This is a genomic window from Mucilaginibacter sp. UYCu711 (genome assembly GCF_050433825.1).
Taxonomy (GTDB): domain Bacteria; phylum Bacteroidota; class Bacteroidia; order Sphingobacteriales; family Sphingobacteriaceae; genus Mucilaginibacter.
Genome location: NZ_JBNPWM010000003.1, coordinates 32,023 through 56,380, shown reverse-complemented (window position 1 = coordinate 56,380; position 24,358 = coordinate 32,023). Strand labels below are relative to the sequence as shown.

Genomic DNA, 24,358 nt, shown 5'->3' with positions numbered 1-24,358 from the left:
ATTTTAGGTTTATTCGCCATCCATAAAAGCAACGTCGTCTGAAAGTTCGTTGCTGTCGCCGCCCAGATCGTGCGGGAAGTATTTGCCCAATTGTTGGCCGGCCATTTTAACGCCGGTAACAATGCCTTCAACAATATCGCCGGTTTTAAAGTGGTTCAGCATTTCGTCTTTGGTACAATCCCAAAAATCAGGGCTTACCGCCTGGTTAATACCCGCATCGCCAATAATAGCAAACTTTCTATCCACCACTGCTACATACACCAATACGCCATTGCGCAGCTTGGTTTTATGCATATCCAGCTGGTGAAAATATTTAGCGGCGCGGTCAAGCACATCTTCGCTACAGGTTTTCTCAATAGAAACCCGTATCTCGCCTGATGTGCATTTCTCTGCCGCGGCAATTGCCTCGCGGATGCGTTGTTGCTCGTCGTCGTTAAATACAGCCATGGGGATAATGTTAGAATTGTTGAATTAATGAATTATTGATTGAAACATTATCAAATCAATAATTCATTAATTCACTCAGTCAATAATTTAGAACTTAACCTTCGGTGCTTTGTCAGCGCCGGCTTCTGCCTGGAAATATCCTTTCTCGGTGAAGCTAAACATCTTTGCAGTTATGTTTGCCGGGAACGAACGGATCTTGGTATTATACTCTTGTACAGCAGTGTTAAAATCATTACGTGCTACTGAAATGCGGTTCTCTGTACCTTCAATCTGCGCTTGCAGACCTAAGAAGTTCTCGTTTGTTTTTAATGTCGGATATTGTTCTGATACCACCATCAATCTGCCTAAAGCCGAACCTAACTGGCCCTGAGCTTCTTGGAAAGCCTTAATAGACTCGGGAGTTAACTTGGAAGGATCAACCTGTATAGCTGTTGCTTTGGCGCGGGCTTCGATAACAGCCGTTAATGTGCTTTTTTCGAAATTGGCAGCGCCTTTTACGGCTTCAACCAGGTTAGGTATCAAATCAGAACGGCGTTGGTACATGGTCTGTACGGTTCCCCATTTACCTTTAACGTTCTCATCCATTTTTACCATGCTGTTATAACTGCATGAACTTAATGACATTGCTGCCACTACTACTAATATTGCTGCGAATAGCTTTTTCATTTTTCCTTAGTTTTTGTTTTTTTGATAATTAGAGCACAAAACACATACCGTTGTTACAAAGTATATTTTATATGCCATTATGGCAATTGTGTTTTGGTAAAGATAAATTAAATCAATTAATCAATTACATTTTATAATTTGCGTTGAAATTGAAATTAATTGCTCATTATTTCCATGAAGAGAATTCTTACCGTCCTGTTAGTTTGCGCGGCTTTTACGGCCAGCGCCCAAAGATCAACCGAAAAATTATTACAATATGTTAAGCCTATAGTTGGTACCCAGCGCATGGGCCATACTTTCCCGGGGGCTACTGTGCCGTTTGGTATGGTGCAACTAAGCCCGGAAACTGATACTGCCAGCTATGAAAAAGATGGCAGGTATAACCCTAAAGTTTATGAATACTGCGCCGGTTACCAGTACGAGGATAAAACTATTGTAGGCTTTAGCCATACCCATTTTAACGGTACTGGTCACTCAGATTTAGGCGATTTTTTAATTATGCCAACTGTTGGTCAGTTAAAACTTAATCCCGGCACCGTTGATAAACCCCATAGTGGTTACCGCTCGCCTTTCTCGCACGCTAACGAGGTAAGCGAAGCCAACTACTATAAAGTAAAATTGGATGAGCACAACATCACTGCCGAAATGACCACTACCACCCGTGTTGGTTTTCATCAGTATACTTTCCCTAAATCAGATAATTCGCATATTATTTTGGATCTGATGGCGGGGATCTATAATTACCCCGGCAAAAACGTGTGGACCTATATGCGTGTGATAGATGATACACATGTAATTGGTTACCGCTTAACCAACGGCTGGGCACGCAGCAGGGCCTTGTATTTTGCTATGGAGTTTTCTAAACCGTTTACCGGCCATGGTTACAAAAACTATTCGGGACGCTCACCATACGGCGGTTTCTGGGGTAAGTTTAACCAGGTGAAAAATTTCCCGGAGATAGCTGGTAAGGACCTTCGTGCTTACTTTAACTTTAGCACCGAAGAAGGCGAGAAGATCAAAATTAAATTTGCCCTATCGCCGGTAAGTATGGCTGGCGCGCAAGCTAACCTTGCCGCAGAAGCATCTACCTGGGATTTTGATAAAGTAAGAAAAGACGGACAGGATCAGTGGGAGAAAGAGCTGGACAAAATTACCGTAAGCGGCAGCAAAGAATTAAAAGAGAATTTTTATACTGCCATGTATCACACCATGATAAACCCAACAATTTATATGGATGTTGACGGACAGTATAAAGGGTTGGATCAAAATATACATAAGGCAGACGGATTTACCAACTATACCACCTTTAGCTTATGGGATACTTACCGTGCGCTGCATCCGCTGTTTAACGTTATCGACCCTGATCGTAATGCGGACATGATAAAATCAATGTTGGCCCACTTTGACCAAAGCCCGGAGCATATGCTGCCGGTTTGGAGCAACTCTGGTAACGAAAACTGGTGTATGAGTGGCTATCACAGCGTATCGGTTATTGCTGACGCGGTGATAAAAGGTAACGCGAATTTTGATACAAAAAAAGCTTTGGAGGCTTGTGTAACAACAGCTCGTCATCGCAATTTTTTGGGCGGCATAGCAGACTATATAGATAAAGGTTACATTCCTGACGAAGCTGATGGTAACTCGGTATCATCAACTTTAGAGTATGCTTTTGATGACTGGTGCATTGCCCAAATGGCAAAAAAATTAGGCAACACAGCGATTTACGAAGAGTTTAGTAAACGCGGCCAGAACTACAGGAATGTGTACGACGCGAAGTCAGGTTTTATGCATCCAAGATTAGCCGATGGCAGTTTCCGCAAAAAGTTTGATCCGTTTACAACTATAGGCCAGGGATTTATTGAAGGTAACGCCTGGAACTACACCTTACATGTTCCGCAAGACCCGGCTGACCTGATCAAGCTAATGGGTGGCAACAAACGTTTTGTTACTTATATGGATAGCTTATTTAGCTATGACCTGCCTGATAAATATTTTGCAGAGACGGAGGATATTACTAAAGATGGTATCATAGGCAACTATGTACACGGTAACGAACCATCGCACCACGTTGCTTACCTGTACAACTGGACAGATAAGCCATGGAAAACGCAGGAAAAGATCCGCATGATATTGCCAAGAATGTATAAGCCAACTCCGGATGGTTTAGGGGGCAATGATGATACCGGCCAAATGAGTGCGTGGTATATTTTTAGCTCGATAGGTTTTTACCCCGTAGCGCCGGCATCAGACCAATATGCTATAGGTAGTCCGGCTGTTGATGGCGCCGTTATACAGGTAGGCGGCGGTAAAACGTTTAAAATAAATGTAAATAACCAGGGCCCTAAAAATGTCTATATCCAAAAAATGATATTGAACGGCAAACCATTAACCAAATTATCTTTAAGCCATAGCGAAATTATGAGTGGCGGCGAACTAACCTTCTTTATGGGGCCGAAGCATAAGTAGAGATTAGAGAAACCTTTAACTATACAAGATACGAAAAGGGCGATGAATTAAAAACTCATCGCCCTTTTATATTCTATTTGATAGACCTAATCTCTAATCAACCAGACTCTAATTACTGCCCTCAGCCCGCCATGCAATATTGATCCCTCATTTCCATTTTGCTTATTTGATTTTTAAGTATGGCGCGGGCGCGGTTAAGGTTAGTGCGCGATAGGATTTCAGAGATATTAAGGTTATTGCCAATCTCTTTATGCGTGTACCCATCAATAGCATACATATTAAATATGGACCGATAATTATCGGGCAGCTGCTGCACCATTTTCAACAGGTCGTTAGTGTCCAAAGTATGGCCATTATAACCATAGCCATTGTTTAGCGTTGTTTCAGAAAAATCATCAACCAATACCATTTTTTTTGCTTTGCGATAATGATTAATGGCGCTGTGTACCATAATGCGGCGCACCCACCCTTCGCGGCTGCCCTCGCCACGATAGTATTGCATGTTTTTAAACACCTTCATAAAACCGTCCTGCAAAATATCCTGGGCGGTATCTTTATCTTTTGCATAGCGCATGCAAACGCTCATCATTTTTGGCGCTAAAAGTTTATATAATGCTTCCTGTTGTTTACGGTTATTGTTTAGGCAGCCTTCCCAAAGGTCATTTAAACGGTCATCAATTGTTGCTATCATGGCATTGTGTTTTTAATACAACCACCTATGCCAAAACAAAGCCATTTTTTAATTTGTTGATAATCAGTATAATAAATAAATTACCATCTACGAAACTGTTCGTTATCGTACAGTTGTGATACGCAGCCGAACGGTTTTTGGATAATATTTAACCTTTTATATAGTTCATGATAGTTTGTGTAGCCCCAATATTATCCGCTACATACCCATGGGCTTTCTTGCTTGCGCTATCATATATAATCACATTATTAACCAGATCGCCCACTACCTTTTTTAGCGAAGCCTCATCACTAATGCTAAATCCGGCACCAATTGCTATCAAATCCTTAGCTTCTTTAAAGCGGTCGTAATTTGGGCCGAAAATCACCGGTAAGCCAAACGCTGCGGCTTCTAAAGTATTATGAATACCCGCCCCAAAGCCTCCGCCAATAAAGGCGATATCCCCATATTGATATAGCGATGAGAGCATGCCAATGTTGTCTATTATTAAGATTTGAGACGTGAGATTTGAGATTTGAGAAAAACGTGTGGCAGCGTTTTCAGGAAGTAAGGTTATCAGCTTATTTATTTTTTCTTCGCTTATTTCATGCGGTGCAATAATAAATTTACAGTCGGGGTATTGGTTAACCAGCGCAGCAATCAATTCTTCATCCGCGGGCCAGGTACTGCCTGCTATAAATGTTTTTTGATTGTTTATAAATTCGACAATTTCTGGTAATGGTTTTGGGTTTTGCGCATTGGCCCAAACCCTGTCAAAACGGGTATCGCCGCTAATGGTTACATTGGTAATATTGATGGACTGTAATAACTGCTTAGATTGTTCGTCCTGTACAAAAAAGTGGCTCACGAAGCTTAGCATCCGGCGATGCAGGCTGCCATACCATTTAAAAAATACCTGCCCTGGCCTGAATATCCCCGATATAACGTACAGCGGTATCCCGCGGGTATGCAGTTCATTAAAATAGTGGTACCAATACTCGTACTTCGTAAATATGGCAACGGTAGGGTTTATTGCTGCTATAAACTCAGCTGCGTTTTTAGCAGTATCTAAGGGCAAGTAGAAAACAACATCGGCAAGAGGCGTATTTTTCCTGATCTCGAAACCTGATGGCGAAAAAAACGTAATAACGATTTTACTTTGCGGATGATCGGATTTAATTTGTTCTAACACGGGCCGCCCCTGCTCAAATTCGCCAAGCGATGCAAAATGGAACCAGATACATTGATTAAAAGGTGTATATTTAACGTCGCGACGGCCATTAATCCAAAGGGCCGCCTTTTTATTGAAAAGAGAAAAGAAACGTATTAAGGCGTAATAAACGCGTAACCCTAAGTTATATAATAATAACATTTTAAATGCGAAATCAGTATCTTCGCCGGGATAAATATAATAACAATTAAAACAATTACTTCGTGAAAATAGCTGTAGTAGGAACAGGATACGTAGGTCTAGTAACCGGAACTTGTTTAGCCGAAACCGGTAACCAGGTTATATGTGTTGATATAAACGAGAGTAAAGTAAAAATGATGCAGGACGGCAAATTGCCCATTTATGAGCCTGGATTAGAGTTGCTTTTCCATCGTAATATAGACCAGGGCCGTTTGCATTTTACAAGCAGCCTTGCAGACGCTATACAAGAAGCTAAAATTATTTTCCTTGCTTTACCTACCCCTCCGGGTGGTGATGGGTCTGCAGATTTAAGTTATGTGCTTGGCGCATCAAAGGATATCGCGAAGTTAATTACAGAATATAAGGTAATTGTAACGAAATCAACTGTGCCGGTTGGTACTGCTGATAAGATTACCGCAGTGCTTAATGAAAATACCAACGTTGAATTTGCAGTAGTATCAAACCCCGAGTTTTTGCGCGAAGGTGTAGCGGTTGAGGATTTTATGAAACCAGACCGTATTGTTATTGGCACCCTTGATGAGCGGGCGCGTAAATTAATGGGCGAGCTTTATTCGCCTTATGTACGCCAGGGCAACCCTATAATTTATATGGATCAGCGCTCGTCAGAGTTGACTAAATACGCGGCAAACTCATTCCTGGCTACTAAAATATCGTTCATGAATGAGATAGCCAACCTGTGCGAATTGGTTGGTGCAGATGTGGACATGGTTAGGCGCGGTATTGGCGCTGATGAACGCATAGGCCGCAGGTTCTTATTCTCAGGTATTGGTTATGGCGGCAGCTGCTTTCCTAAGGATGTGCAGGCGCTGGCAAAATCGGCCAAAGAAATTAATTACGATTTTAAAATATTAAACGCAGTAATGAATGTTAATGACATACAGCGTAAAATACTGGTTGAAAAGGTAAAGAAATATTTTAACGGCGATTTGAAGAATAAAAAGTTTGCCATTTGGGGCCTTGCTTTTAAACCCGAAACAGACGATATCCGCGAAGCCCCGGCTTTGTACATTATTGATGAGCTTTTAAAAGAAGGCGCAACCGTTGCGGCTTTTGACCCTGAAGCTATGCCGAATGTTAAAGGTGTGGTAGGCGATAAGATAACGTATGCAGATAACCAGTACGATGCTTTAAAAAATGCAGATGCGTTGCTGATATTAACCGAGTGGTCGGTGTTCCGTACACCTGATTTTGACCAGGTAGACTCGCTTTTAAAAACAAAAGTCATTTTTGATGGTCGTAATTTATACGATATCCAGAAGATGATAGATTGCGGATTTTATTATAACAGCATAGGTAGAAAAGTAGTAAGCTAATGGCGCGTAAACGTATATTAATTACCGGGGCTGCCGGCTTTTTAGGTTCGCATTTATGCGACAGGTTTATTAAAGAAGATTATCATGTTATAGGCATGGATAATTTAATAACCGGCGACCTGCGCAATATCGAGCATTTATTTAAGCTTGAAAACTTCGAGTTTTATAATCATGATGTTTCCAAGTTTGTATATGTACCCGGCGACTTGAACTATATACTTCATTTTGCATCGCCTGCAAGCCCGATTGATTATCTGAAAATCCCTATCCAAACCTTAAAAGTAGGTTCATTAGGTACCCATAATTTATTGGGATTGGCCCGGTCTAAAAAAGCCAGGATGTTGATCGCTTCTACATCCGAAGTTTACGGCGACCCTAACGTTAACCCTCAACCCGAAGAATATTGGGGTAATGTTAACCCGGTTGGTCCGCGCGGTGTTTATGATGAAGCTAAACGTTTCCAGGAAGCTATTACTATGGCGTACCATACTTTTCATGGTTTAGAAACGCGTATTGTTCGTATATTCAATACCTATGGTCCGCGGATGCGTTTAAATGACGGGCGTGTATTGCCAGCCTTTATTGGCCAGGCTTTAAGGGGTGAATCATTAACCATGTTTGGCGATGGCTCACAAACCCGCTCATTTTGTTATGTTGATGATTTGATCGAAGGGATCTATCGCCTGCTGCATAGCGATTATGCACAGCCCATGAATATTGGCAACCCTGACGAAATTACTATTCGCCAGTTTGGCGAAGAAATTATAAAGCTAACCGGCACCAATCAGCAATTGATAAGTTTACCATTACCTACTGATGACCCTAAGCAACGCCGACCCGATATTACCAAGGCCAAAGCTATTTTAGGCTGGGAACCAAAAGTTACCCGTAGCGAAGGTTTAAAAATAACTTACGAATATTTTAAATCGTTGCCGGATAAAGAAATACAACATAAAGATTTTACTTATTATAATAAAATTAATGGCTAAAATATTAGTGACCGGCGGTTTAGGTTTTATTGGCTCACATACTGTTGTTGAGCTGGTAAATTCCGGCTATGAGCCTATTATTGTTGACGATCTTTCAAATTCTGATCCTAAAATGCTGGATCAATTAGCTAAAATTATAGGTTATAAACCGCAGTTTTATAAGTTAGATCTTTGTGATGAGCCGGGTACAAAAAAATTAGCCGAAAAGGAGCCTGATATTGAAGGAATTATCCATTTTGCGGCCTTTAAAGCAGTTGGCGAATCTGTGCAACATCCTATTAAATATTATCGTAATAACTTTTATTCGTTATTAAATATATTAAACGCTTATGATGGTAAACCTGTAAATTTTGTGTTTTCATCAAGCTGTACAGTTTACGGGCAACCCGATAGTTTACCGGTTACCGAAAATGCACCTGTTAAAACGGCCGAATCGCCTTACGGTAACACCAAGCAAATAGCCGAGGAAATATTGGTAGATATGCAAAAAGCAGGCAGTAGTTATAAAGTGATTTCGCTACGATATTTTAACCCGGTGGGCGCACATAGTTCGGCTTTAATTGGCGAATTGCCAATTGGTGTGCCACAAAACCTGGTGCCGTTTATTACACAAACAGCTATTGGGAAACGCGAGAAAATAACCGTTTTTGGCGATGACTATAACACACCCGATGGCAGCTGCGTTCGCGATTATATACATGTAGTTGATCTCGCTAAAGCACATGTGGCTGCATTAAAGTTAATGGAAAAAGAAACATTTAAAGGTTATGATGTTTTTAACATTGGCACAGGTAAGGGTAGCTCGGTTTTAGAAGTGATACATGCTTTTGAGCAATCAACCGGCCAAAAATTAAATTACCAGATAGGTCCGCGACGTGGCGGCGACGTGGAACAGGTTTGGGGCGACGTTACCAAATCGAAAAATGTTTTAAAGTGGAAAACAGAACTGGATCTGGATACCATGATGCAGTCGGCCTGGGAATGGGAAAAATATATTGCCCAAAACCCACTATAACATATTAAATAATGAAAAAAATTATAATTACAGGTGGGGCCGGTTTCATAGGCTCGCATGTGGTACGCCGGTTTGTTAAAAACTATCCCGAATACAGCATCATCAATTTAGATAAATTAACTTATGCTGGTAACCTGGCAAACTTAAGGGATATTGAAAATGCAGCCAATTATAGGTTTGTAAAGGGAGATATAGTTGATATGGCTTTTATAAATCAGCTTTTCGCTGATGAAAAGCCCGACGCGGTTATACACCTTGCCGCCGAATCGCATGTTGACCGATCTATTACCAACCCTTCTGAGTTTGTTATGACCAATGTTGTAGGTACGGTAAACTTATTAAACGCCGCACGCGATACCTGGAAAAGTAACTATACTGATAAACGTTTTTACCATGTATCAACCGATGAAGTTTATGGTACTTTAGGTGGGGATGGTATGTTTACCGAAGAAACAGCTTATGATCCGCATTCGCCATATTCTGCATCAAAAGCAAGCTCAGATCATTTTGTCAGGGCTTATTATGATACTTACGGCTTAAATACGGTTATCTCTAACTGTTCAAACAATTATGGATCTTTTCACTTTCCTGAAAAACTGATCCCATTAGCTATCCATAATATAAAACAAAAAAAGGCGGTACCCGTATACGGTAAAGGCGAAAACATACGCGACTGGTTATGGGTAGAGGATCATGCGCGCGCGATTGATTTGATATTTCATAAAGCAGCAACCGGCACTACTTATAATATAGGCGGCCACAACGAGTGGAAAAACATAGATCTTATTAATGCGTTGTGCACCATTATGGATAAGAAGTTGGGTAGGAGAGACGGTGAATCAGCACAGCTAATAACGTTTGTTACAGATCGGGCCGGCCACGACCTTCGGTATGCCATTGACGCCACCAAACTTCAAAAAGAATTAGGCTGGGTACCAAGCATTACATTTGAAGAAGGATTAGAAAAAACGGTTGACTGGTACCTTGCAAACGAAGAATGGCTAACCGACGTAACATCAGGACATTATCAGCAATATTATACAGAGCAATATAATCATCGCTAATGTTTGGTTTCTTTAAAAAGAAAGAAAGTAAAATAACCCCGGAGTTTAACTATGCATCGATCATGGTTGATATGCATTCGCATGTCCTGCCGGGTATTGACGATGGTGCACAAAATCTGGAGGAGTCTATATTCTTGATAAAGAAGATGATAGATGTAGGGATAAAAAAAATTATTGCTACCCCGCATATAATGGTTGATTTTTATAGAAATACGCCCGAAATAATTATTGCTGCCCTTGAAACGTTGAAGGCCGAATTAAAAAAGCAAAACATCGATATAGAAATTGAAGCAGCAGCCGAGCATTATTTTGATGAAACCTTTGAAAAACGTGTTGCCGAGAAAAGGCTTATGACAATGGGTGATAATTACGCGCTGTTTGAATATTCATTTGTTAGCCCGCCACCCAATGCTTTCCAGGTTATACAAAGGATGATAGAGTGGGGTGAATATAAGCCCGTTTTAGCACATCCTGAAAGATACCCTTACATGACTGTAGAAGAAATAGCGAACCTGCGTTCCTGGGGTTGTAACATGCAATTAAATACCATATCATTAACAGGTTATTATGGCAAAGACGTTAAGAAAAAAGCTGAAGCCATGGTAGATAATGATATAGTTGATTTTATATCAAGTGACATGCATCATCCAAGGCACGCTGCCGCCTTCCGCGATGCTTTAAATTTCCCGCACGTGCAAAAGCTGCTCACTAACTATTCGCTAAAGAATATAATGCTGAAGTAGATTTGCAAATATGCAGATTATTTGATCAGCGGCTCTTATATGTGATTGGTTAAATAATTATTCATTCTTTTTAATCTGCACATTCACTACTCGTATCTCAATGCCTCAACCGGGTCAAGTTTAGATGCTTTTTTGGCAGGATAAAAACCCGATAGCAAACCAATTAAGGTACATAGCGCAATAGCAGAGAATAGCCACAACCAAGGCACAATAAACTTACCACTTATTTGTACGGCTATTAAATTGCCAACAGCCATCCCTAATATAATACCGCCTACACCGCCTATCAGGCATATTACTATAGCTTCAATTAAAAACTGTTTGCGTATTACTGATGGTGTGGCCCCGATAGCTTTTCGGATGCCAATTTCGCGGGTACGCTCGGTAACTGATACCAGCATAATATTCATTAAACCAATAGCTGCGCCAATAAGCGTAATTATACCAATGCCGAAGCCGGCCATAGTCATGCCGGTTAGCTGGCCCGATAACTGTTGTTGCACGGAGTCGCTACGGGTTATTTCAAAATTATCCGCAATGCCAACGCCAAGGCCGCGAATGTTTCTGAAAGTTGAAGTAGCCTCACCAATACTTGCATCAAAACTGCCGCCGCTGGTAACCATTACCGTAACCGCGAATGATGGATTGGAGCTGGTAGCTATTTGTTTAGCTTTTAATATAGGTATGGTACAAAGCCTGTCGCCGCCACCAAAGCCGGCACTGGCTCCTTTAGGGGCAAAAACACCAATTACCTTAAATTTATTACTGCCAACAAAAATAGATTTATTGACAGGGTCCTGGTTTTTAAAGATCTTGGTTTTTATCTCCTGGCCAATAATAACTACGTTGGCGCCATACTCTAATTCTGTTTCAGAAAAATTACGGCCCAATGCCAGTTTGTACCCATTAGTTTGTAAATAGTTTTCGTTGGTGCCGGTTACGGTTATGTTTGGGTTGGTTTTTAACCCTTCATATTTGGCAATGGCCGTGCCCGATATGTCTAAATTTATAGCAACCAGGGCCGGCAGTTTATAAAGAGTTTTAAACCGTTGCGCCTGATCATAGCGTATGGATGGATACCTTTTGCGGTGCCCGCCATTGCCAAAGTTTACCCCCGAACCACGATTTTGTATGGTAAATGAGTTTGCGCCAAGGCTTGAAAAAGCGTCGGTAGTGTATTGTTTTATACCTTCAATAGCGGTTAATATACCTACCAATGCCATAATGCCAATAGCGATAATTAACGAGGTAAGCGATGTGCGCAACCTGTTGCCGGCAATTGATTGCAGGGCTATGGATATGTTTTCTTTAAGCGTGGTTTTTACCGGCATGGTATAAATATAAAAAACTTAGTGGTATGACTAACATACATGCCTGTTTGTTACAAAATAATGAGGATGTAATAAGATATGTTTAAATTCACATCATGAAAATCATCAGATCAATTTTTATAGTAGTGCTGTTGGCTGTAGTAACTATAAACGTAAAAGCGCAAGCATCAAATGCCACTATAAATAATGTAGTTGCGGCTTATTTAGAAGTAAAAAATGCATTGGCAGCCGATAACGGCAAGGCAGCCCAGGCCCGGGCCAAAGTTTTAAGTACCCAGATAGCAGCTGTACAACTGCAAGACGAAAACTGGAAAAAATATGCCGATAAGCTAAGTTTTGATAGTCGGCATATTAGCGAAACTGACGCGATTGCTCACCAACGGGAGCATTTTGCTTCTTTATCAAAAAACTTTTACGCGGTTGTAAAATCGATGAAAGCTAATGCTAAAACACTTTACTGGCAATATTGCCCAATGAAAAAATCGAGTTGGCTGAGTGATGTGGAAGCCATCGAAAATCCATACTATGGCAAAGAGATGCTGGAGTGTGGCAGCGTAAAAGAAACCTTAAAAGCAGCGAAGTAAAATAAAGAAATTGATATCTTGATTCCTGGCTTTGTAGTATAAAGGAATTTGCAAAATGAAAAACGCTATATATGAAAAAGGCCTTTCTGATATTTTAGAAAGGCCTTTTCTATTGTTTATTTATAACATCAAATTGCTTTTATCGATTTAATTTCGATGGTATCGTCTTTAAGGCTGCCCTCAATATTTACTTTTTTGCCAACGACTGTTAACGCCTTGCTTTGGTTGGATAATTTATAAATTTTACCATCGGCTGTAACTAATACAACCGCTTGACCACCCTTGACGCACGCGGCCGCGCACGCTGCGTGATTGGCTATTCCGGATTCTTTACTGGCGTCACCACACTTGGCACAGCTAATATAGCCGGTAAATGACGCAAATTTCTTGAAAGCAAATGATGTGCTTAATGATAAAGCCATCACAAATAGCAAAAGATACTTTTTCATGAGTTATATTGTTTTAAAGCCTTGATAGTCAAATCTAAATAAAAATATAACTAAATCAAATAGTGTATCTATACTATTTTAACCCTAAACAGAGAACGAAGTGCCACAACCACAGGTGCTGGCAGCATTAGGGTTGGCAAACGTAAAGCCGCGTGCATTTAATCCGTCCTGAAAATTAATTTCCATACCCATTAAATACATACCGTGTGCTTTATTCATTAAAACGCGCAAGCCTTCAATTAAAAATTCCTGGTCGCCATCTTTTTTTTGGTCAAACCCTAAAACGTAGCTCATGCCAGAGCAACCGCCACCTTCAACACCAATGCGCAAACCAAAATCATTGCCAATTTCTTGCTGATCTTTTAATTTATGTAATTCTTTAACGGCGCCTTCAGTAAGGGTAACCGGTGCAGGCATAGTTTCAACAGCTGTACTCATCTTATTTTTAATTAACTACACAAATATAAGGTAAAATGCGGATTTTTGTTTCCGGCACATTATTTATGACCTGCGCCTAACATTAAACTTAACCAATGACATTAACTTATTTATTAGATATTGTAAAATACACCGTTGCCGGCCTTGGTGTGGTATGGATAGCTTTTTATTTATTGAAGCCTTATTTAGATCGGTCTGAAAGCATGCAGCTTGTCGAATTAAAGAAAACCATCAGCAGCCAAACCCTGCCTTTACGATTACAGGCTTATGAGCGCGTGGTATTATTTATAGAGCGTATTAACCCCTCAAATTTATTGATCCGCTTAAACAACCCCGACTACTCGGCTGCCGAATTATATATGCTGATAGTTGCCGAACTACGTAACGAGTATCAGCATAACGTTACCCAGCAAATTTATGTGAGCACCAATACCTGGGCCATTGTAAAACGGTTAAAGGATGAAACTTTAGGCGTAGTTAACAATGCAATTAAAGGATTACCCGAAACTGCTACCGGCCTTGAGCTAAGCCGAACTATATTGACCCAGATCAGTGAATCAGGAAATAACCCGTATGATATTGGCTTGAGTTTGATCCGTAAAGAATTGGAAGAATTATTTTAATTTGAAGGTGTGTAAATTTGAGAATTTGAAGATTACGCTTTATGATAAATAACAACATTCCCCAATTAACACATTTTCAAATCTTTAAATTCTCAAATCAATAATAGTATGGCGGTTAAGCGGACAACGACATCGGGTATTGAAATTAAGGAGGTTTATACCGAACCTTCAAAAATGAACGAGCTGCCCGGCGAATTTCCATACACCCGTGGTATCCAGAAAGACATGTACCGGGGTAAGCCCTGGACAATGCGCCAATACGCAGGCTTCTCAACCGCCGAGGAATCAAATAAACGTTACCATTATTTATTAAGCCAGGGCACTATGGGCCTGTCGGTAGCTTTTGACCTGCCAACCCAGATAGGCTATGACAGCGATCATGAACTGGCCGAAGGCGAGGTAGGTAAGGTTGGAGTAGCTATTGATTCGTTAAAAGATATAGAGGTCTTATTTGATGGCATCCAATTGAAGGATATCACCACCTCCATGACCATTAACGCTACTGCGCCAATTTTGCTGGCTATGTATATCGCGTTAGCAAAAAAACAGGGGGCAGACCTTGCCCAGTTATCGGGAACGGTACAAAATGATATATTAAAGGAGTACGCTGCACGCGGTACGTATATCTATCCGCCTGCGCCGTCCATACGCTTAATAACTGATGTGTTTGAATATTGTAGCAAAGAAGTACCAAAGTGGAACACCATATCTATATCCGGCTACCATATCCGCGAAGCGGGATCTACAGCAGTGCAGGAACTGGCCTTTACTTTGGCTAATGGTAAGGCTTATTTAAAGGCCGCGCAAAGTAAAGGATTGGATATTAATGTTTTCGCAAAGCGATTGTCGTTCTTTTTTAATTGCCACAATAATTTTTTTGAGGAGATAGCTAAGTTTAGGGCCGCAAGAAGGATGTGGGCACATATCACCAAAGAACTGGGCGCTACAGATGACGGTGCGCAAAAATTACGCTTCCATACCCAAACAGGCGGCTCAACGCTAACCGCTCAACAACCCATGAATAATATAGTGCGGGTTACTACCCAGGCGTTGGCTGCGGTATTGGGCGGTACGCAGTCGCTGCATACCAATGGATATGACGAGGCTATAGCCCTGCCCACCGAGGCTGCTGCCAAAATTGCTTTGCGTACCCAACAGATCATTGCGTTTGAAAGTGGCGCTACCGATACGGTTGACCCATTAGCAGGCTCGTACTTTATTGAGGCGCTAACAGATGAACTGGAGGCAGCCGCACAAGTATATATAGATAAGATAGATGCCATGGGTGGCTCGGTAAAAGCTATTGAGCAGGATTATATCCAGCAGGAGATTGCAAGTGCTGCATATCAATATCAAAACGAAATAGAAAGCGGCGAAAAAATAATAGTAGGCGTTAATAAATATGTACAGGAAGAAGCCCCCTTAAATAATGTATTTAGGGTTGATGATGCCATCCGCTTACATCAAATTAAAAAAATCAAAAAATTAAAGGCCGAAAGGGACAATATCGCGGTAGCAAATAATTTGAAAAAATTAAAAGAGGCCGCGGCCGGCACAGAAAATCTGATGCCTTGTATATTAACCGCGGTTGAAAATTATGCCACCCTCGGCGAAATTTCTGATACACTGCGCGATGTTTTTGGCGAATATTAACCAACTGCCAACAATTAATAAATCCCGAAGTTTTTGCTACCCGTCTTTTTGGAAACTTATTTAATAAAAAGGAAAATATTATCGTTTAAAAATAGCTTGTAAAACCCTCTAAATAGTAGTAATTCTTAAAATTAAGCCAGTGCTACCTCACTGTTAAGCGTGTGTTAAGGCTAAAAAATTTGAGGCAAATTATAATAAAGTGCCTAAATGTGCAGGAAACGCAATGTTTAATATTAAAAGGGATATAATGAGGGTTGGTTCATGCGAAATATAACTTTTTATATCCGAAATAATACAATAACCAACGTTGTTTTTTTGAAATTTATTTTCAGAAAAAATGAAAAAAGAGTTTTTTAATTCGGTTTTTTTCCGAATATTCGATGTTCCGTAGCAAGCCCAATTTAAGTGTCGCTTGGGGTTTGAAAATCAATAGTTTACTAAAAATTTATATGGAAAAAACTTGTACTAACGTCTGGAATAGCTGTCTTCAAATCATAAAAGATAACATCCCTGCGCAAAGCTTTAAAACCTGGTTCGAACCAATTAAGGCATTGCGTATTGAAGGTAGCGTCCTTACTATACAAGTACCCAGCTTATTCTTCTACGAATGGTTAGAAGAACATTACGTACAACTATTGCGTAAAACAATAAAGAAACAATTAGGCGATGACGGGCGTTTAGAATATAATATAGTAGTTGAGCAATCATCGGCCAGCAAACCATATACAACTAATATGCCTTCAAACGGAAATGGCGCAGAGTCAAAAAATCAGTCTATGCCTATCCCTATTTCTATAAATAAGGATATCAAAAATCCGTTTGTAATCCCCGGATTGAAAAAACTTAACGTCGATCCGCAATTAAACCGTCAATATACTTTTGAAAATTTTGTTGAAGGCGATTGTAACCGTTTAGCACGTTCTGCAGGTTATGCTGTTGCTGCTAAACCGGGCGGTACTTCTTTTAATCCGTTAATGATTTATGGTGGTGTAGGTTTGGGTAAAACTCACCTTGCGCAAGCGATTGGCAATGAAATTAAACGCTCATTACCTGATAAGCTGGTACTATACGTATCATGCGAAAAATTTACACAGCAGTTTGTTGATGCCTTAAAGCATAACAACATAAATGATTTTGTGAATTTTTACCAGGCTATTGATGTGCTGATCATGGATGATGTGCACAACTTTGCAGGTAAAGAAAAAACACAGGATTTCTTCTTCCACATTTTTAATCACCTGCACCAATCAGGCAAGCAGCTGATCATTACCTCCGATAAAGCGCCAAAGGACCTTGCTGGTTTAGAGGAACGTTTATTATCAAGATTTAAATGGGGCCTTTCGGCAGATCTACAGATCCCTGATCTGGAAACCCGTATGGCTATCCTTAAAAATAAAACTTACCAGGATGGTATTGAGTTAAGCGATGACGTAATTGAATACGTTGCGCATAACATTGATAATAACGTGCGCGAGCTGGAAGGTGCAATGGTATCATTGCTGGCACAATCAACCCTTAACCGTAAGGAGATTGATTTGAACCTGGCCAAGCAAATGCTGAAGAACTTTGTAAAAAATTCTTCGAAAGAAATTTCGATGGAGTACATACAAAACCTGGTTTGCGAGTATTTTGAAGTGCCAATTGATATGGTAAAATCACAAACCCGCAAACGCGAGATCGTACAGGCCCGCCAAATCTCTATGTACCTGGCAAAGGCGCATACCAAAAGCTCGCTAAAATCAATTGGCCATTTCTTTGGCGGCCGCGATCACTCTACAGTTATCTACGCCTGCCAAACCGTTGAAGATTTAATTGATACTGATAAGAAATTTAAAGGCTACGTAGCTGATATACAGAAAAAGCTAAAGATGTCCTAAAAGATACATCCCCATACTTTAATGAGCGCCATTGTGATCTGATCATGATGGCGTTTTTGTTTATAAATCTTTCCTAACTTTAGTGTCATGAAGAAACTAACCATCCTTTTAGCCATCATCGCAAACTGCGGTATGGCATCAGCCCAACAAACCGCTGCCGATGCTGTAAAACAAACCGTAAACAACATGTTTACCGCCATGCGTAAAAGCGATAGCACGCTGCTACGCTCAACCTTTGCCAGGGGTATAGTTTTTCATAGCGTAGGAAATAAAAAGGATGGAACCATAGCACTGGCTACCGAAAATCCTGACGAGTTTATAAAAGCTGTTGGCACGCCACATAAAGGTGTATGGGACGAGCGCATTGTAATAACTGATGTGAAGATTGATGGCGATCTGGCCAGCGTTTGGGCGCCGTATAAATTTTACCTGGATGATAAGTTTAGCCACTGCGGCGTTGATGTTTTCCAACTGATGAAAACTGCTGCCGGGTGGAAGATAATTTATGTGGTGGATACCCGCCGCAAGGATAATTGCATAGAGTAATTTAGCTGCTTTGCCGGGATATGAATTTAGAAACTAAATACTTAGCTTAGTAAGCATGACAGCCAACCGCCGCAATTTCATCAAACAAGCCGCCGTGCTTACCGGCGCTTTCAGCGCAACAAGCTTATTTAACCAGGCACATGCCGAAGGTTTCAATAATGCTGCAAAAAAGATAGCGCACCTAACTCCCATGCAAGCTGCACAAGACGAGGATTACTGGTCGGTTATCCAGCGGTCATACACAGCAAATGGCGATATTATTATATTAAATAATGGTGGTGTTTCGCCATCGCCGCTGATAGTACAACAGGCGGTAGAGCGGTATAACCAGCTGTCAAATCAGGGGCCGTCATATTATATGTGGCGAATTCTCGACCAGGGCCGTGAACCTCTGCGCGAAAAGCTCGCCCTAATGGCCGGTTGCGACCCTGAAGAACTGGCTATAAACCGTAACGCTACGGAAGCACTGAACAACATCATATTAGGCATGCCGCTTCAAAAAGGCGATGAAGTTATCGGCGCTAAGCAGGATTATCCGCATATGATGGCAGCATATAAACAGCGTGCCCTGCGCGATGGAATAGTTTATAAGCAGCTTAATTTTAAATTTCCGATAGAGAATGACGATGAAATAGTTAAGGCCTATGCGGATGCTATCACCCCAAAAACAAAAATAATTCATGTAACCCATGTTGTAAACTGGGTGGGCCAGATAATGCCGGTACGGAAAATTGCAGACATGGCGCACGCGCATGGCATAGAAGTAATATGCGATGGCGCACATAGTTTTGGGTTATTAGACTATAAGATACCCGAACTGAATTGTGATTACTGGGGAACCAGCCTTCACAAGTTTCTGTCGGCACCTGTTGGGAGCGGAATGATGTGGATCAAGAAGGAAAAAATAGCTAAAATATGGCCGTTGTTGACAGATGATAATCCAAACAGCCCCAACATTCGCAAGTTTGAGAATTTGGGAACCCGTAGCTTCCCGATAGAGCAGGGTATAGGGGAGGCCGTAAATTTTCAGAACAGCATTGGTAATAAACGTAAAGAAGAGCGTGTGCGGTATCTTAAAAACTATTGGGCAGAAAAAGTACAACACCTGCCTAAAGTAAAGCTGCAAACATCGCTTATGCCCGAATACTCCTGCGGTATTTGTGGTGTCAGTATTGACGGTATGACTGTGGCCGAACTAAACGATGCCCTGTTTACAAAATATAAGATCCACACAACCGGTATGGTAACTGATAATGTTAATTGCGTACGTGTAACCCCGCATGTTTACACCACCATACCCGACCTTGATAAAATGGTACGTGCCATTACAGAGATAGCTGCCGGAAAGACGAAACAGGGGTGAGAAAAATATTAATGTTGTTTTATCGGGATTATTAAGTAAAATTGGTAGTTAATAGCGTTTATCCTAAATGCGCATATTAATTAGAATAAAGTACCCCTGATGGCTATTCAAAAACCCAAAGAAATACTGCTTGTTGATGATGACCAGCTTTTTTTAAAGCTGATTGAACAAGTATTTAAAAAATCGGGGTTTAAATGTATAGCGGCCCCATCAGCAGAAGCAGCGATTATATTGTTGCAGGAAGGCGCCAAGCCAGACATTATTTTGTCAGACTACCTGATGTTAAAAATGAACGGTTTCGAGTTTCGCCGCTATTTAATGAATGATCCGGCATTCAAAGATATTCCGTTTGTATTTCTAACATTTTTCTCGGACAAGGACCTCGTTGAAAAAGGACTTGATCTGCAGGCCATTGATTATGTAATTAAGGATACGCCAATTAATGTAATTGTATCAAAAGTAAACAACATATTATTTGCGGTTGATAAGCAGCGCGAACTATCAGAGAACGAAATTAAAAAAGCTGCAAAATCGCTTAATATTAAATCTATCCCGGTTAAATCGCCGGATATTAAAGCGTTTAGCGTTGATTTTTGGCACCAGGCCTATCATGATATCCCCGGTGGCGACTTTATAGATTTTATAAAGGTAAATGACCGGTATAACTTTATAGTATTGGGCGATATTATGGGTAAGAAGTGGATGGCATGGTTCTTTACGTTTGGTTTCCTGAGTTATGTGCGGTCGGCAGTGAGGTTTGCGGCGTTTAACCAGGAGTATTCTACCGCCAGGATCTTGCAGCAGGTAAATGATGTTATTTGTTTTGACGAGGTTTTAAAAGATATCTTATCAAGCTTATCGTTACTATTAATTGATAGTGAGACGGGTAAAGTAAGCTATGCCGGAGCCGGAGATTTGCCTTTACTGCAATATAGCTGTGAAACCGGCGAGCTAAGCTCAGTAAGTTCATCAGGCTTGTTGTTGGGCTTATTTGAACATGGCAATTATACTGAACGTGAAATAGTTTTAAAGCCAGGCGACAGGTTATTTATATTTACTGATGGTATGATTGACTTCGTTGATAAAACAGGCAAAAAGAGCGATTACAATCAATTTTCGAAAACTTTAAAGCCTTTTTTAGAAAAAGAGAATAACTTTAGGTATATAGCAGAGCGTTTGTTTGCCGGTGATTTAAATGAACAAGTGGACGACCGCAGCATAATTAGCATATATAAAAACTAAAACGATGATTAAGGTATATAAAGCAGATAACGATATATTGCTTGTTACTTTGGATATAAAAGAAGCCAGCCTTGAAAACGGCGATGCTTTTAAAGCAGAGATAATAAAGCTGTTTGACAAATACCATACATCAATCGCTATTGATATGAGCGCTGTTGAATATATCGACAGTTCTTTTTTAGGATCAATTGTATCGGCGTTTAAACATTTGATCTCGTTCCAGGCAGAGCTTGTTTTGGTTGGCTTAAGTAAGGATATAACCAACCTTTTTGCGCTAACAAGGCTGGATAAGGTTTTTAAGATATACAACACTTTTAACGAAGTATCTAAGTAATAAAGTACATGGCTGAACCGGCAAGCAAACAGTTTTTACTACCTAACACCAGGCAATCTATAAAGGCCTCTGTACAGGAGTTGCTTGACTTTATAGTAAACCACATACCGGCGCACGTAAATAAAGAGGGTATTAGTTTTAAAACAGAGGTTATATTAATTGAACTGCTTACTAACGGTATAAAACATGCCGGTACAATGGAAACATTTTTAGATATAACCATTGATGAGCAGACCATTTATATTGACAAGAAGGATTTTGGCAACCGCTATCAGCCGGGTAATATAACCTCGTTGTTGATACACGACCCGGGCTACAGAGAGCTATTAACCCAGGATAGCTTGCATAGCATGTATGCCGTTGTTGAAAGCGAAACCAAACTACAATTTGTATGCGAAGAGGTTAATGATGATGCGGCATTACAAATAAGCGACCTGATGGAGCACTTTGGTTTATTGATCATTACCAAAGCGTCTGACAGATTTACTTATGAATATGATATCGACATGGGGTTAAATACCTTTAGCGTTTTGATAGATCTTGCGTAAGCTTTACGGGGATACGTCGCTATCATTATTTTCGGTATGCTGTTCGGGCTTTATTTCTGATTTAATGATCTCTTCTTCATAAACCTTCTCATCCTTACGGTCGCGCTTTATAAGCCACGTTATAAGAATGATAGCGCCTAATATAATTACGCCAACCCACCAGTAATTAACATCTACACCCATCGTATTGAAATTAGCTTATCAATAAAGATACGATGCAAATATTAAACCTGGATTATATCTTGATTAATTAATTAGCACTAAACTAATTTAGAAAGCGCTTCTTTTATACGCGGAATAGCCTGTTCAATATCCTGCAAAGTACAGGCCCCTACGGATGCGCGGAACCAGTTAACACTATCGTCAGTGCCAAAGGCGGAGAATGGCACAAAAGCAATTTTAGCTTCTTTTATTAAATAAAAGTTAATAGCGGCCGAATCGTTAAGCACAGTTCCATCCGGTGTGGTTTTGCCGGTATAATCTATTTTAAGAGTTAAATAAATAGCACCCATAGGTGCGATAGAATCAACGCTGAAACCATCAGCCTTTAATTGCTGGAAGCCGGTATGCAAAGCGTTAAGGCTGCCCTGTATGCGTGATTTTAAGCTGCCCAGATAGGTGTTTACCTGTGTATCCTCAATAATATATTTAGCCATAGCAACCTGCTCTGCCTTTGGCGACCACGCGCCCATATGGCCCACAATAGCTTTCATATTGTTTATTACACCTTCGGGCCCAAAGCCCCAGCCAACGCGCACACCCGTAGCGGCAAAGCATTTAGATGCACCGTCAATAAATATCACGTAATCTTTCAATTCGGGGCGCAAAGTAACCGGGTCAAAATGCTGGTTATCACCAAAAGTTAATTGCGAATAGATTTGGTCGTATAAAAAATACAGCGGTTTTTCGTTTGCAGTTCGGGTTTTGTTTTCGGCAATTACCATGTCGCAAATTTCTTCCAGGTCCTTTTTGTGAAACATGGTACCGGTTGGGTTTAACGGCGAACATAATGCAAGCAGGGCAGCACCTTTAACATGCGGGCGCAAGTCATCGGCCGTAGGCATAAAGTTATTTTCGGCAGTGGTTTGTACCATTATGCCTTCAGCTTTAAGCAGATCACAGTAATGGTTGTTGTTCCATGATGGTGCCGGGAAAACAACCTTATCTCCCTCATCCACAACAGCCAAATAAGTAGAATATATTAATGGCCTTGACCCACCCGAAATTAAGATCTGGTTTGGTTTATAATCTAAACCCAAACGGTTCTTTAAAAAAGTAGAAACACTTTCGCGAAGCAGCAGCACACCGTCGGCAGGCGGATAATTGGTTTGGTTATCTGCATAAGCATCAACAATGCCCTGTTTTAATTCATCGGGTATTGGGTAGATGTTCGAATCATAATCGCCAATAGTTAGGTTGGCTATGTTTTGGCCCTGGCGTTTTAATTCGTTTATTTCGCCGGCTATTTTAATAATTTCAGAACCGCGCAGGTTTTCGGCTAATGCAGATACTTTCATTCTATTCAAGCTAAAAGGGTAAAGGTGAAAGCCGAAAGCTTGCCTTTACCCTTTATTAATAATTTATTAGTTTAAAGCTTTACGCTTTGGTCTTTTCGCTTTAAACTTAGCCAGCAATTGGCTTACGTATTTTAATTATTCTTACCCAATGCATAAATTTCATTACCGGGTAAACCGGGTCAAATTCATACCATTTAGCGGCAAAGTTTGAATTGTTGGGGCGTTTGTGATGATTGTTCTGGAACAACTCGCCAAGCATTAAAAAATCCAACGGGATAGAGTTTTTTGATTTGTCGCCATTGTCAAAGTTTGAATAACCATATTTATGGCCGCACCAGTTTACAATAGCGCCATGGATAGGCCCCATCATAAAATGTATAGGTAATAATAAAAACATCCACCAATGGGTTGCAAAAGCAATATAAAAAGCTACATAACCAATACCAAAAAGTATACGCGAAATAAAGGTCGATCCCCAATAATCCAATAAGCGCCACTCGGGGTAATTGCCTTTAAATTGTGCTTCGGGCTCTTTTAAACGCTTTTCGTAAAGCTTATAGCTTAATGCAGTGCGCCACATCATCTGGAAAACATCCCTGAAAAAATAAGGCGAGTGCGGATCCTTCTCGGTATCACTATAAGCATGATGCTCGCGGTGCATAATAGCATAAGCACGCGGGTTTAAATATGATGAACCCTGGCAAATAAACGTTAACATATGGAAGATACGCTCGTTAATTTTATGGGTACTAAACATTTTGTGTGAAGCGTACCGGTGCAGAAAAAATGTTTGAAAAAATAATGACAGGAACCAGTGTGCCAGGAAGAATATTAATATGATCACGAATTGATATGGATTTGAATGTATTATAATTAACGCCAAAGATACCATTTTAGTTTTTATCCCTAATAAACTAATTGTTAATTTAATAAGCCCCTCGCCCCAACCGTATATTAAAATGCCAATTATTTTAATATTTCATGACTTATTCGTCAGTATTTTAATATTGATGCAAAAAGTTCATATAAAAATGTATTACATTTATAA

25 protein-coding genes are annotated in these 24,358 nt (G+C 40.4%); 15 read left to right on the top strand and 10 right to left on the bottom strand.

Features of this window, described 5'->3' with window-relative positions; translation table 11 throughout:
• Positions 1-9: 9 nt before the first annotated feature.
• Together ABIB50_RS07470 and ABIB50_RS07465 are read right to left on the bottom strand one after the other, a co-directional pair.
• Complete coding sequence (locus tag ABIB50_RS07470; protein ID WP_429378569.1) at positions 10-447, bottom strand: TPM domain-containing protein; 438 nt, start codon at positions 445-447, stop codon at positions 10-12.
• Positions 448-534: 87 nt separating this feature from the next.
• On the bottom strand, positions 535-1,113 hold the full coding sequence (locus ABIB50_RS07465) for a LemA family protein (RefSeq protein ID WP_429378567.1): 579 nt from the start codon (positions 1,111-1,113) through the stop codon (positions 535-537).
• Positions 1,114-1,287: 174 nt separating this feature from the next.
• On the opposite strand from ABIB50_RS07465, the gene ABIB50_RS07460 reads away from it, so the two are divergent.
• Positions 1,288-3,579 (top strand): GH92 family glycosyl hydrolase, encoded by a 2,292-nt coding sequence (locus tag ABIB50_RS07460; RefSeq protein WP_429378565.1) that lies wholly within the window; start codon positions 1,288-1,290, stop codon positions 3,577-3,579.
• 121 nt (positions 3,580-3,700) lie between these two features.
• Here ABIB50_RS07460 and ABIB50_RS07455 read toward each other — a convergent pair whose 3' ends face one another.
• Complete coding sequence (locus ABIB50_RS07455; RefSeq protein WP_429378563.1) at positions 3,701-4,270, bottom strand: RNA polymerase sigma factor; 570 nt, start codon at positions 4,268-4,270, stop codon at positions 3,701-3,703.
• A 148-nt stretch (positions 4,271-4,418) separates the two neighbouring features.
• Positions 4,419-5,621: a 3-deoxy-D-manno-octulosonic acid transferase gene (locus ABIB50_RS07450; RefSeq protein WP_429378561.1), complete on the bottom strand. Its 1,203-nt coding sequence runs from the start codon at positions 5,619-5,621 to the stop codon at positions 4,419-4,421.
• 62 nt (positions 5,622-5,683) lie between these two features.
• On the opposite strand from ABIB50_RS07450, the gene ABIB50_RS07445 reads away from it, so the two are divergent.
• From ABIB50_RS07445 to ABIB50_RS07425, 5 genes are read left to right on the top strand one after another with little or no spacing between them, the layout of a single operon-like run.
• Positions 5,684-6,994 (top strand): UDP-glucose dehydrogenase family protein, encoded by a 1,311-nt coding sequence (locus ABIB50_RS07445; protein WP_429378559.1) that lies wholly within the window; start codon positions 5,684-5,686, stop codon positions 6,992-6,994.
• Positions 6,994-7,983, top strand: coding sequence for a UDP-glucuronic acid decarboxylase family protein (locus tag ABIB50_RS07440; protein WP_429378557.1), 990 nt, complete (start codon positions 6,994-6,996; stop codon positions 7,981-7,983). Before ABIB50_RS07445 ends, ABIB50_RS07440 begins: the two co-directional genes overlap by 1 nt.
• Positions 7,976-8,998 (top strand): UDP-glucose 4-epimerase GalE, encoded by a 1,023-nt coding sequence (gene galE / locus ABIB50_RS07435; RefSeq protein ID WP_429378555.1) that lies wholly within the window; start codon positions 7,976-7,978, stop codon positions 8,996-8,998. The genes ABIB50_RS07440 and galE overlap by 8 nt, the downstream gene beginning before the upstream one ends.
• An 11-nt stretch (positions 8,999-9,009) precedes the next feature.
• On the top strand, positions 9,010-10,062 hold the full coding sequence (gene rfbB, locus ABIB50_RS07430) for a dTDP-glucose 4,6-dehydratase (RefSeq protein ID WP_429378553.1): 1,053 nt from the start codon (positions 9,010-9,012) through the stop codon (positions 10,060-10,062).
• Positions 10,062-10,805, top strand: a complete 744-nt coding sequence (locus ABIB50_RS07425; RefSeq protein WP_429378552.1) for a tyrosine-protein phosphatase — start codon at positions 10,062-10,064, stop codon at positions 10,803-10,805. The genes rfbB and ABIB50_RS07425 overlap by 1 nt, the downstream gene beginning before the upstream one ends.
• A gap of 86 nt (positions 10,806-10,891) precedes the next feature.
• Here ABIB50_RS07425 and ABIB50_RS07420 read toward each other — a convergent pair whose 3' ends face one another.
• On the bottom strand, positions 10,892-12,136 hold the full coding sequence (locus ABIB50_RS07420; protein ID WP_429378550.1) for an ABC transporter permease: 1,245 nt from the start codon (positions 12,134-12,136) through the stop codon (positions 10,892-10,894).
• A gap of 95 nt (positions 12,137-12,231) precedes the next feature.
• Here ABIB50_RS07420 and ABIB50_RS07415 point away from each other — a divergent pair, with 95 nt between their 5' ends.
• On the top strand, positions 12,232-12,720 hold the full coding sequence (locus tag ABIB50_RS07415; RefSeq protein ID WP_429378549.1) for a DUF3347 domain-containing protein: 489 nt from the start codon (positions 12,232-12,234) through the stop codon (positions 12,718-12,720).
• Positions 12,721-12,848: 128 nt separating this feature from the next.
• Here the strand turns inward: ABIB50_RS07415 and ABIB50_RS07410 are convergent, their stop codons facing one another.
• Together ABIB50_RS07410 and ABIB50_RS07405 are read right to left on the bottom strand one after the other, a co-directional pair.
• On the bottom strand, positions 12,849-13,169 hold the full coding sequence (locus ABIB50_RS07410; protein ID WP_429378548.1) for a DUF5818 domain-containing protein: 321 nt from the start codon (positions 13,167-13,169) through the stop codon (positions 12,849-12,851).
• Positions 13,170-13,253: 84 nt separating this feature from the next.
• Positions 13,254-13,607: a HesB/IscA family protein gene (locus tag ABIB50_RS07405; protein ID WP_429378547.1), complete on the bottom strand. Its 354-nt coding sequence runs from the start codon at positions 13,605-13,607 to the stop codon at positions 13,254-13,256.
• Positions 13,608-13,702: 95 nt separating this feature from the next.
• On the opposite strand from ABIB50_RS07405, the gene ABIB50_RS07400 reads away from it, so the two are divergent.
• The 8 genes from ABIB50_RS07400 (at position 13,703) to ABIB50_RS07365 (ending at position 21,793) form a co-directional block, all read left to right on the top strand.
• Positions 13,703-14,230 carry a hypothetical protein gene (locus ABIB50_RS07400; protein WP_429378546.1) on the top strand — a complete coding sequence of 176 codons (528 nt, stop codon included), beginning with the start codon at positions 13,703-13,705 and terminating at the stop codon, positions 14,228-14,230.
• A gap of 108 nt (positions 14,231-14,338) precedes the next feature.
• Entirely contained in the window at positions 14,339-15,883 is a 1,545-nt protein-coding gene (locus ABIB50_RS07395; RefSeq protein WP_429378544.1) for an acyl-CoA mutase large subunit family protein, read from the top strand.
• A 449-nt stretch (positions 15,884-16,332) separates the two neighbouring features.
• A complete protein-coding gene (gene dnaA, locus ABIB50_RS07390) occupies positions 16,333-17,760 on the top strand; it encodes a chromosomal replication initiator protein DnaA (RefSeq protein WP_429378542.1) in 1,428 nt (475 codons plus the stop codon).
• Positions 17,761-17,847: 87 nt separating this feature from the next.
• The gene (locus ABIB50_RS07385; protein WP_429378540.1) at positions 17,848-18,306 is read left to right on the top strand and encodes a nuclear transport factor 2 family protein; all 459 of its coding nucleotides are present in this window, start codon (positions 17,848-17,850) and stop codon (positions 18,304-18,306) included.
• Between the two features lie 55 nt (positions 18,307-18,361).
• Entirely contained in the window at positions 18,362-19,669 is a 1,308-nt protein-coding gene (locus ABIB50_RS07380; protein WP_429378539.1) for an aminotransferase class V-fold PLP-dependent enzyme, read from the top strand.
• Positions 19,670-19,768: 99 nt separating this feature from the next.
• Positions 19,769-20,911 (top strand): SpoIIE family protein phosphatase, encoded by a 1,143-nt coding sequence (locus ABIB50_RS07375; RefSeq protein WP_429378537.1) that lies wholly within the window; start codon positions 19,769-19,771, stop codon positions 20,909-20,911.
• A gap of 4 nt (positions 20,912-20,915) precedes the next feature.
• Positions 20,916-21,245 carry an STAS domain-containing protein gene (locus ABIB50_RS07370; RefSeq protein ID WP_429378536.1) on the top strand — a complete coding sequence of 110 codons (330 nt, stop codon included), beginning with the start codon at positions 20,916-20,918 and terminating at the stop codon, positions 21,243-21,245.
• 8 nt (positions 21,246-21,253) lie between these two features.
• Positions 21,254-21,793 (top strand): hypothetical protein, encoded by a 540-nt coding sequence (locus tag ABIB50_RS07365; RefSeq protein ID WP_429378535.1) that lies wholly within the window; start codon positions 21,254-21,256, stop codon positions 21,791-21,793.
• A gap of 3 nt (positions 21,794-21,796) precedes the next feature.
• Here the strand turns inward: ABIB50_RS07365 and ABIB50_RS07360 are convergent, their stop codons facing one another.
• From ABIB50_RS07360 to ABIB50_RS07350, 3 genes are all read right to left on the bottom strand, one after another.
• On the bottom strand, positions 21,797-21,976 hold the full coding sequence (locus ABIB50_RS07360) for a hypothetical protein (RefSeq protein ID WP_429378533.1): 180 nt from the start codon (positions 21,974-21,976) through the stop codon (positions 21,797-21,799).
• 77 nt (positions 21,977-22,053) lie between these two features.
• Complete coding sequence (locus ABIB50_RS07355; protein ID WP_429378531.1) at positions 22,054-23,310, bottom strand: pyridoxal phosphate-dependent aminotransferase; 1,257 nt, start codon at positions 23,308-23,310, stop codon at positions 22,054-22,056.
• A 106-nt stretch (positions 23,311-23,416) separates the two neighbouring features.
• Positions 23,417-24,154, bottom strand: a complete 738-nt coding sequence (locus tag ABIB50_RS07350; protein ID WP_429378529.1) for an acyl-CoA desaturase — start codon at positions 24,152-24,154, stop codon at positions 23,417-23,419.
• Positions 24,155-24,358 lie beyond the last annotated feature (204 nt).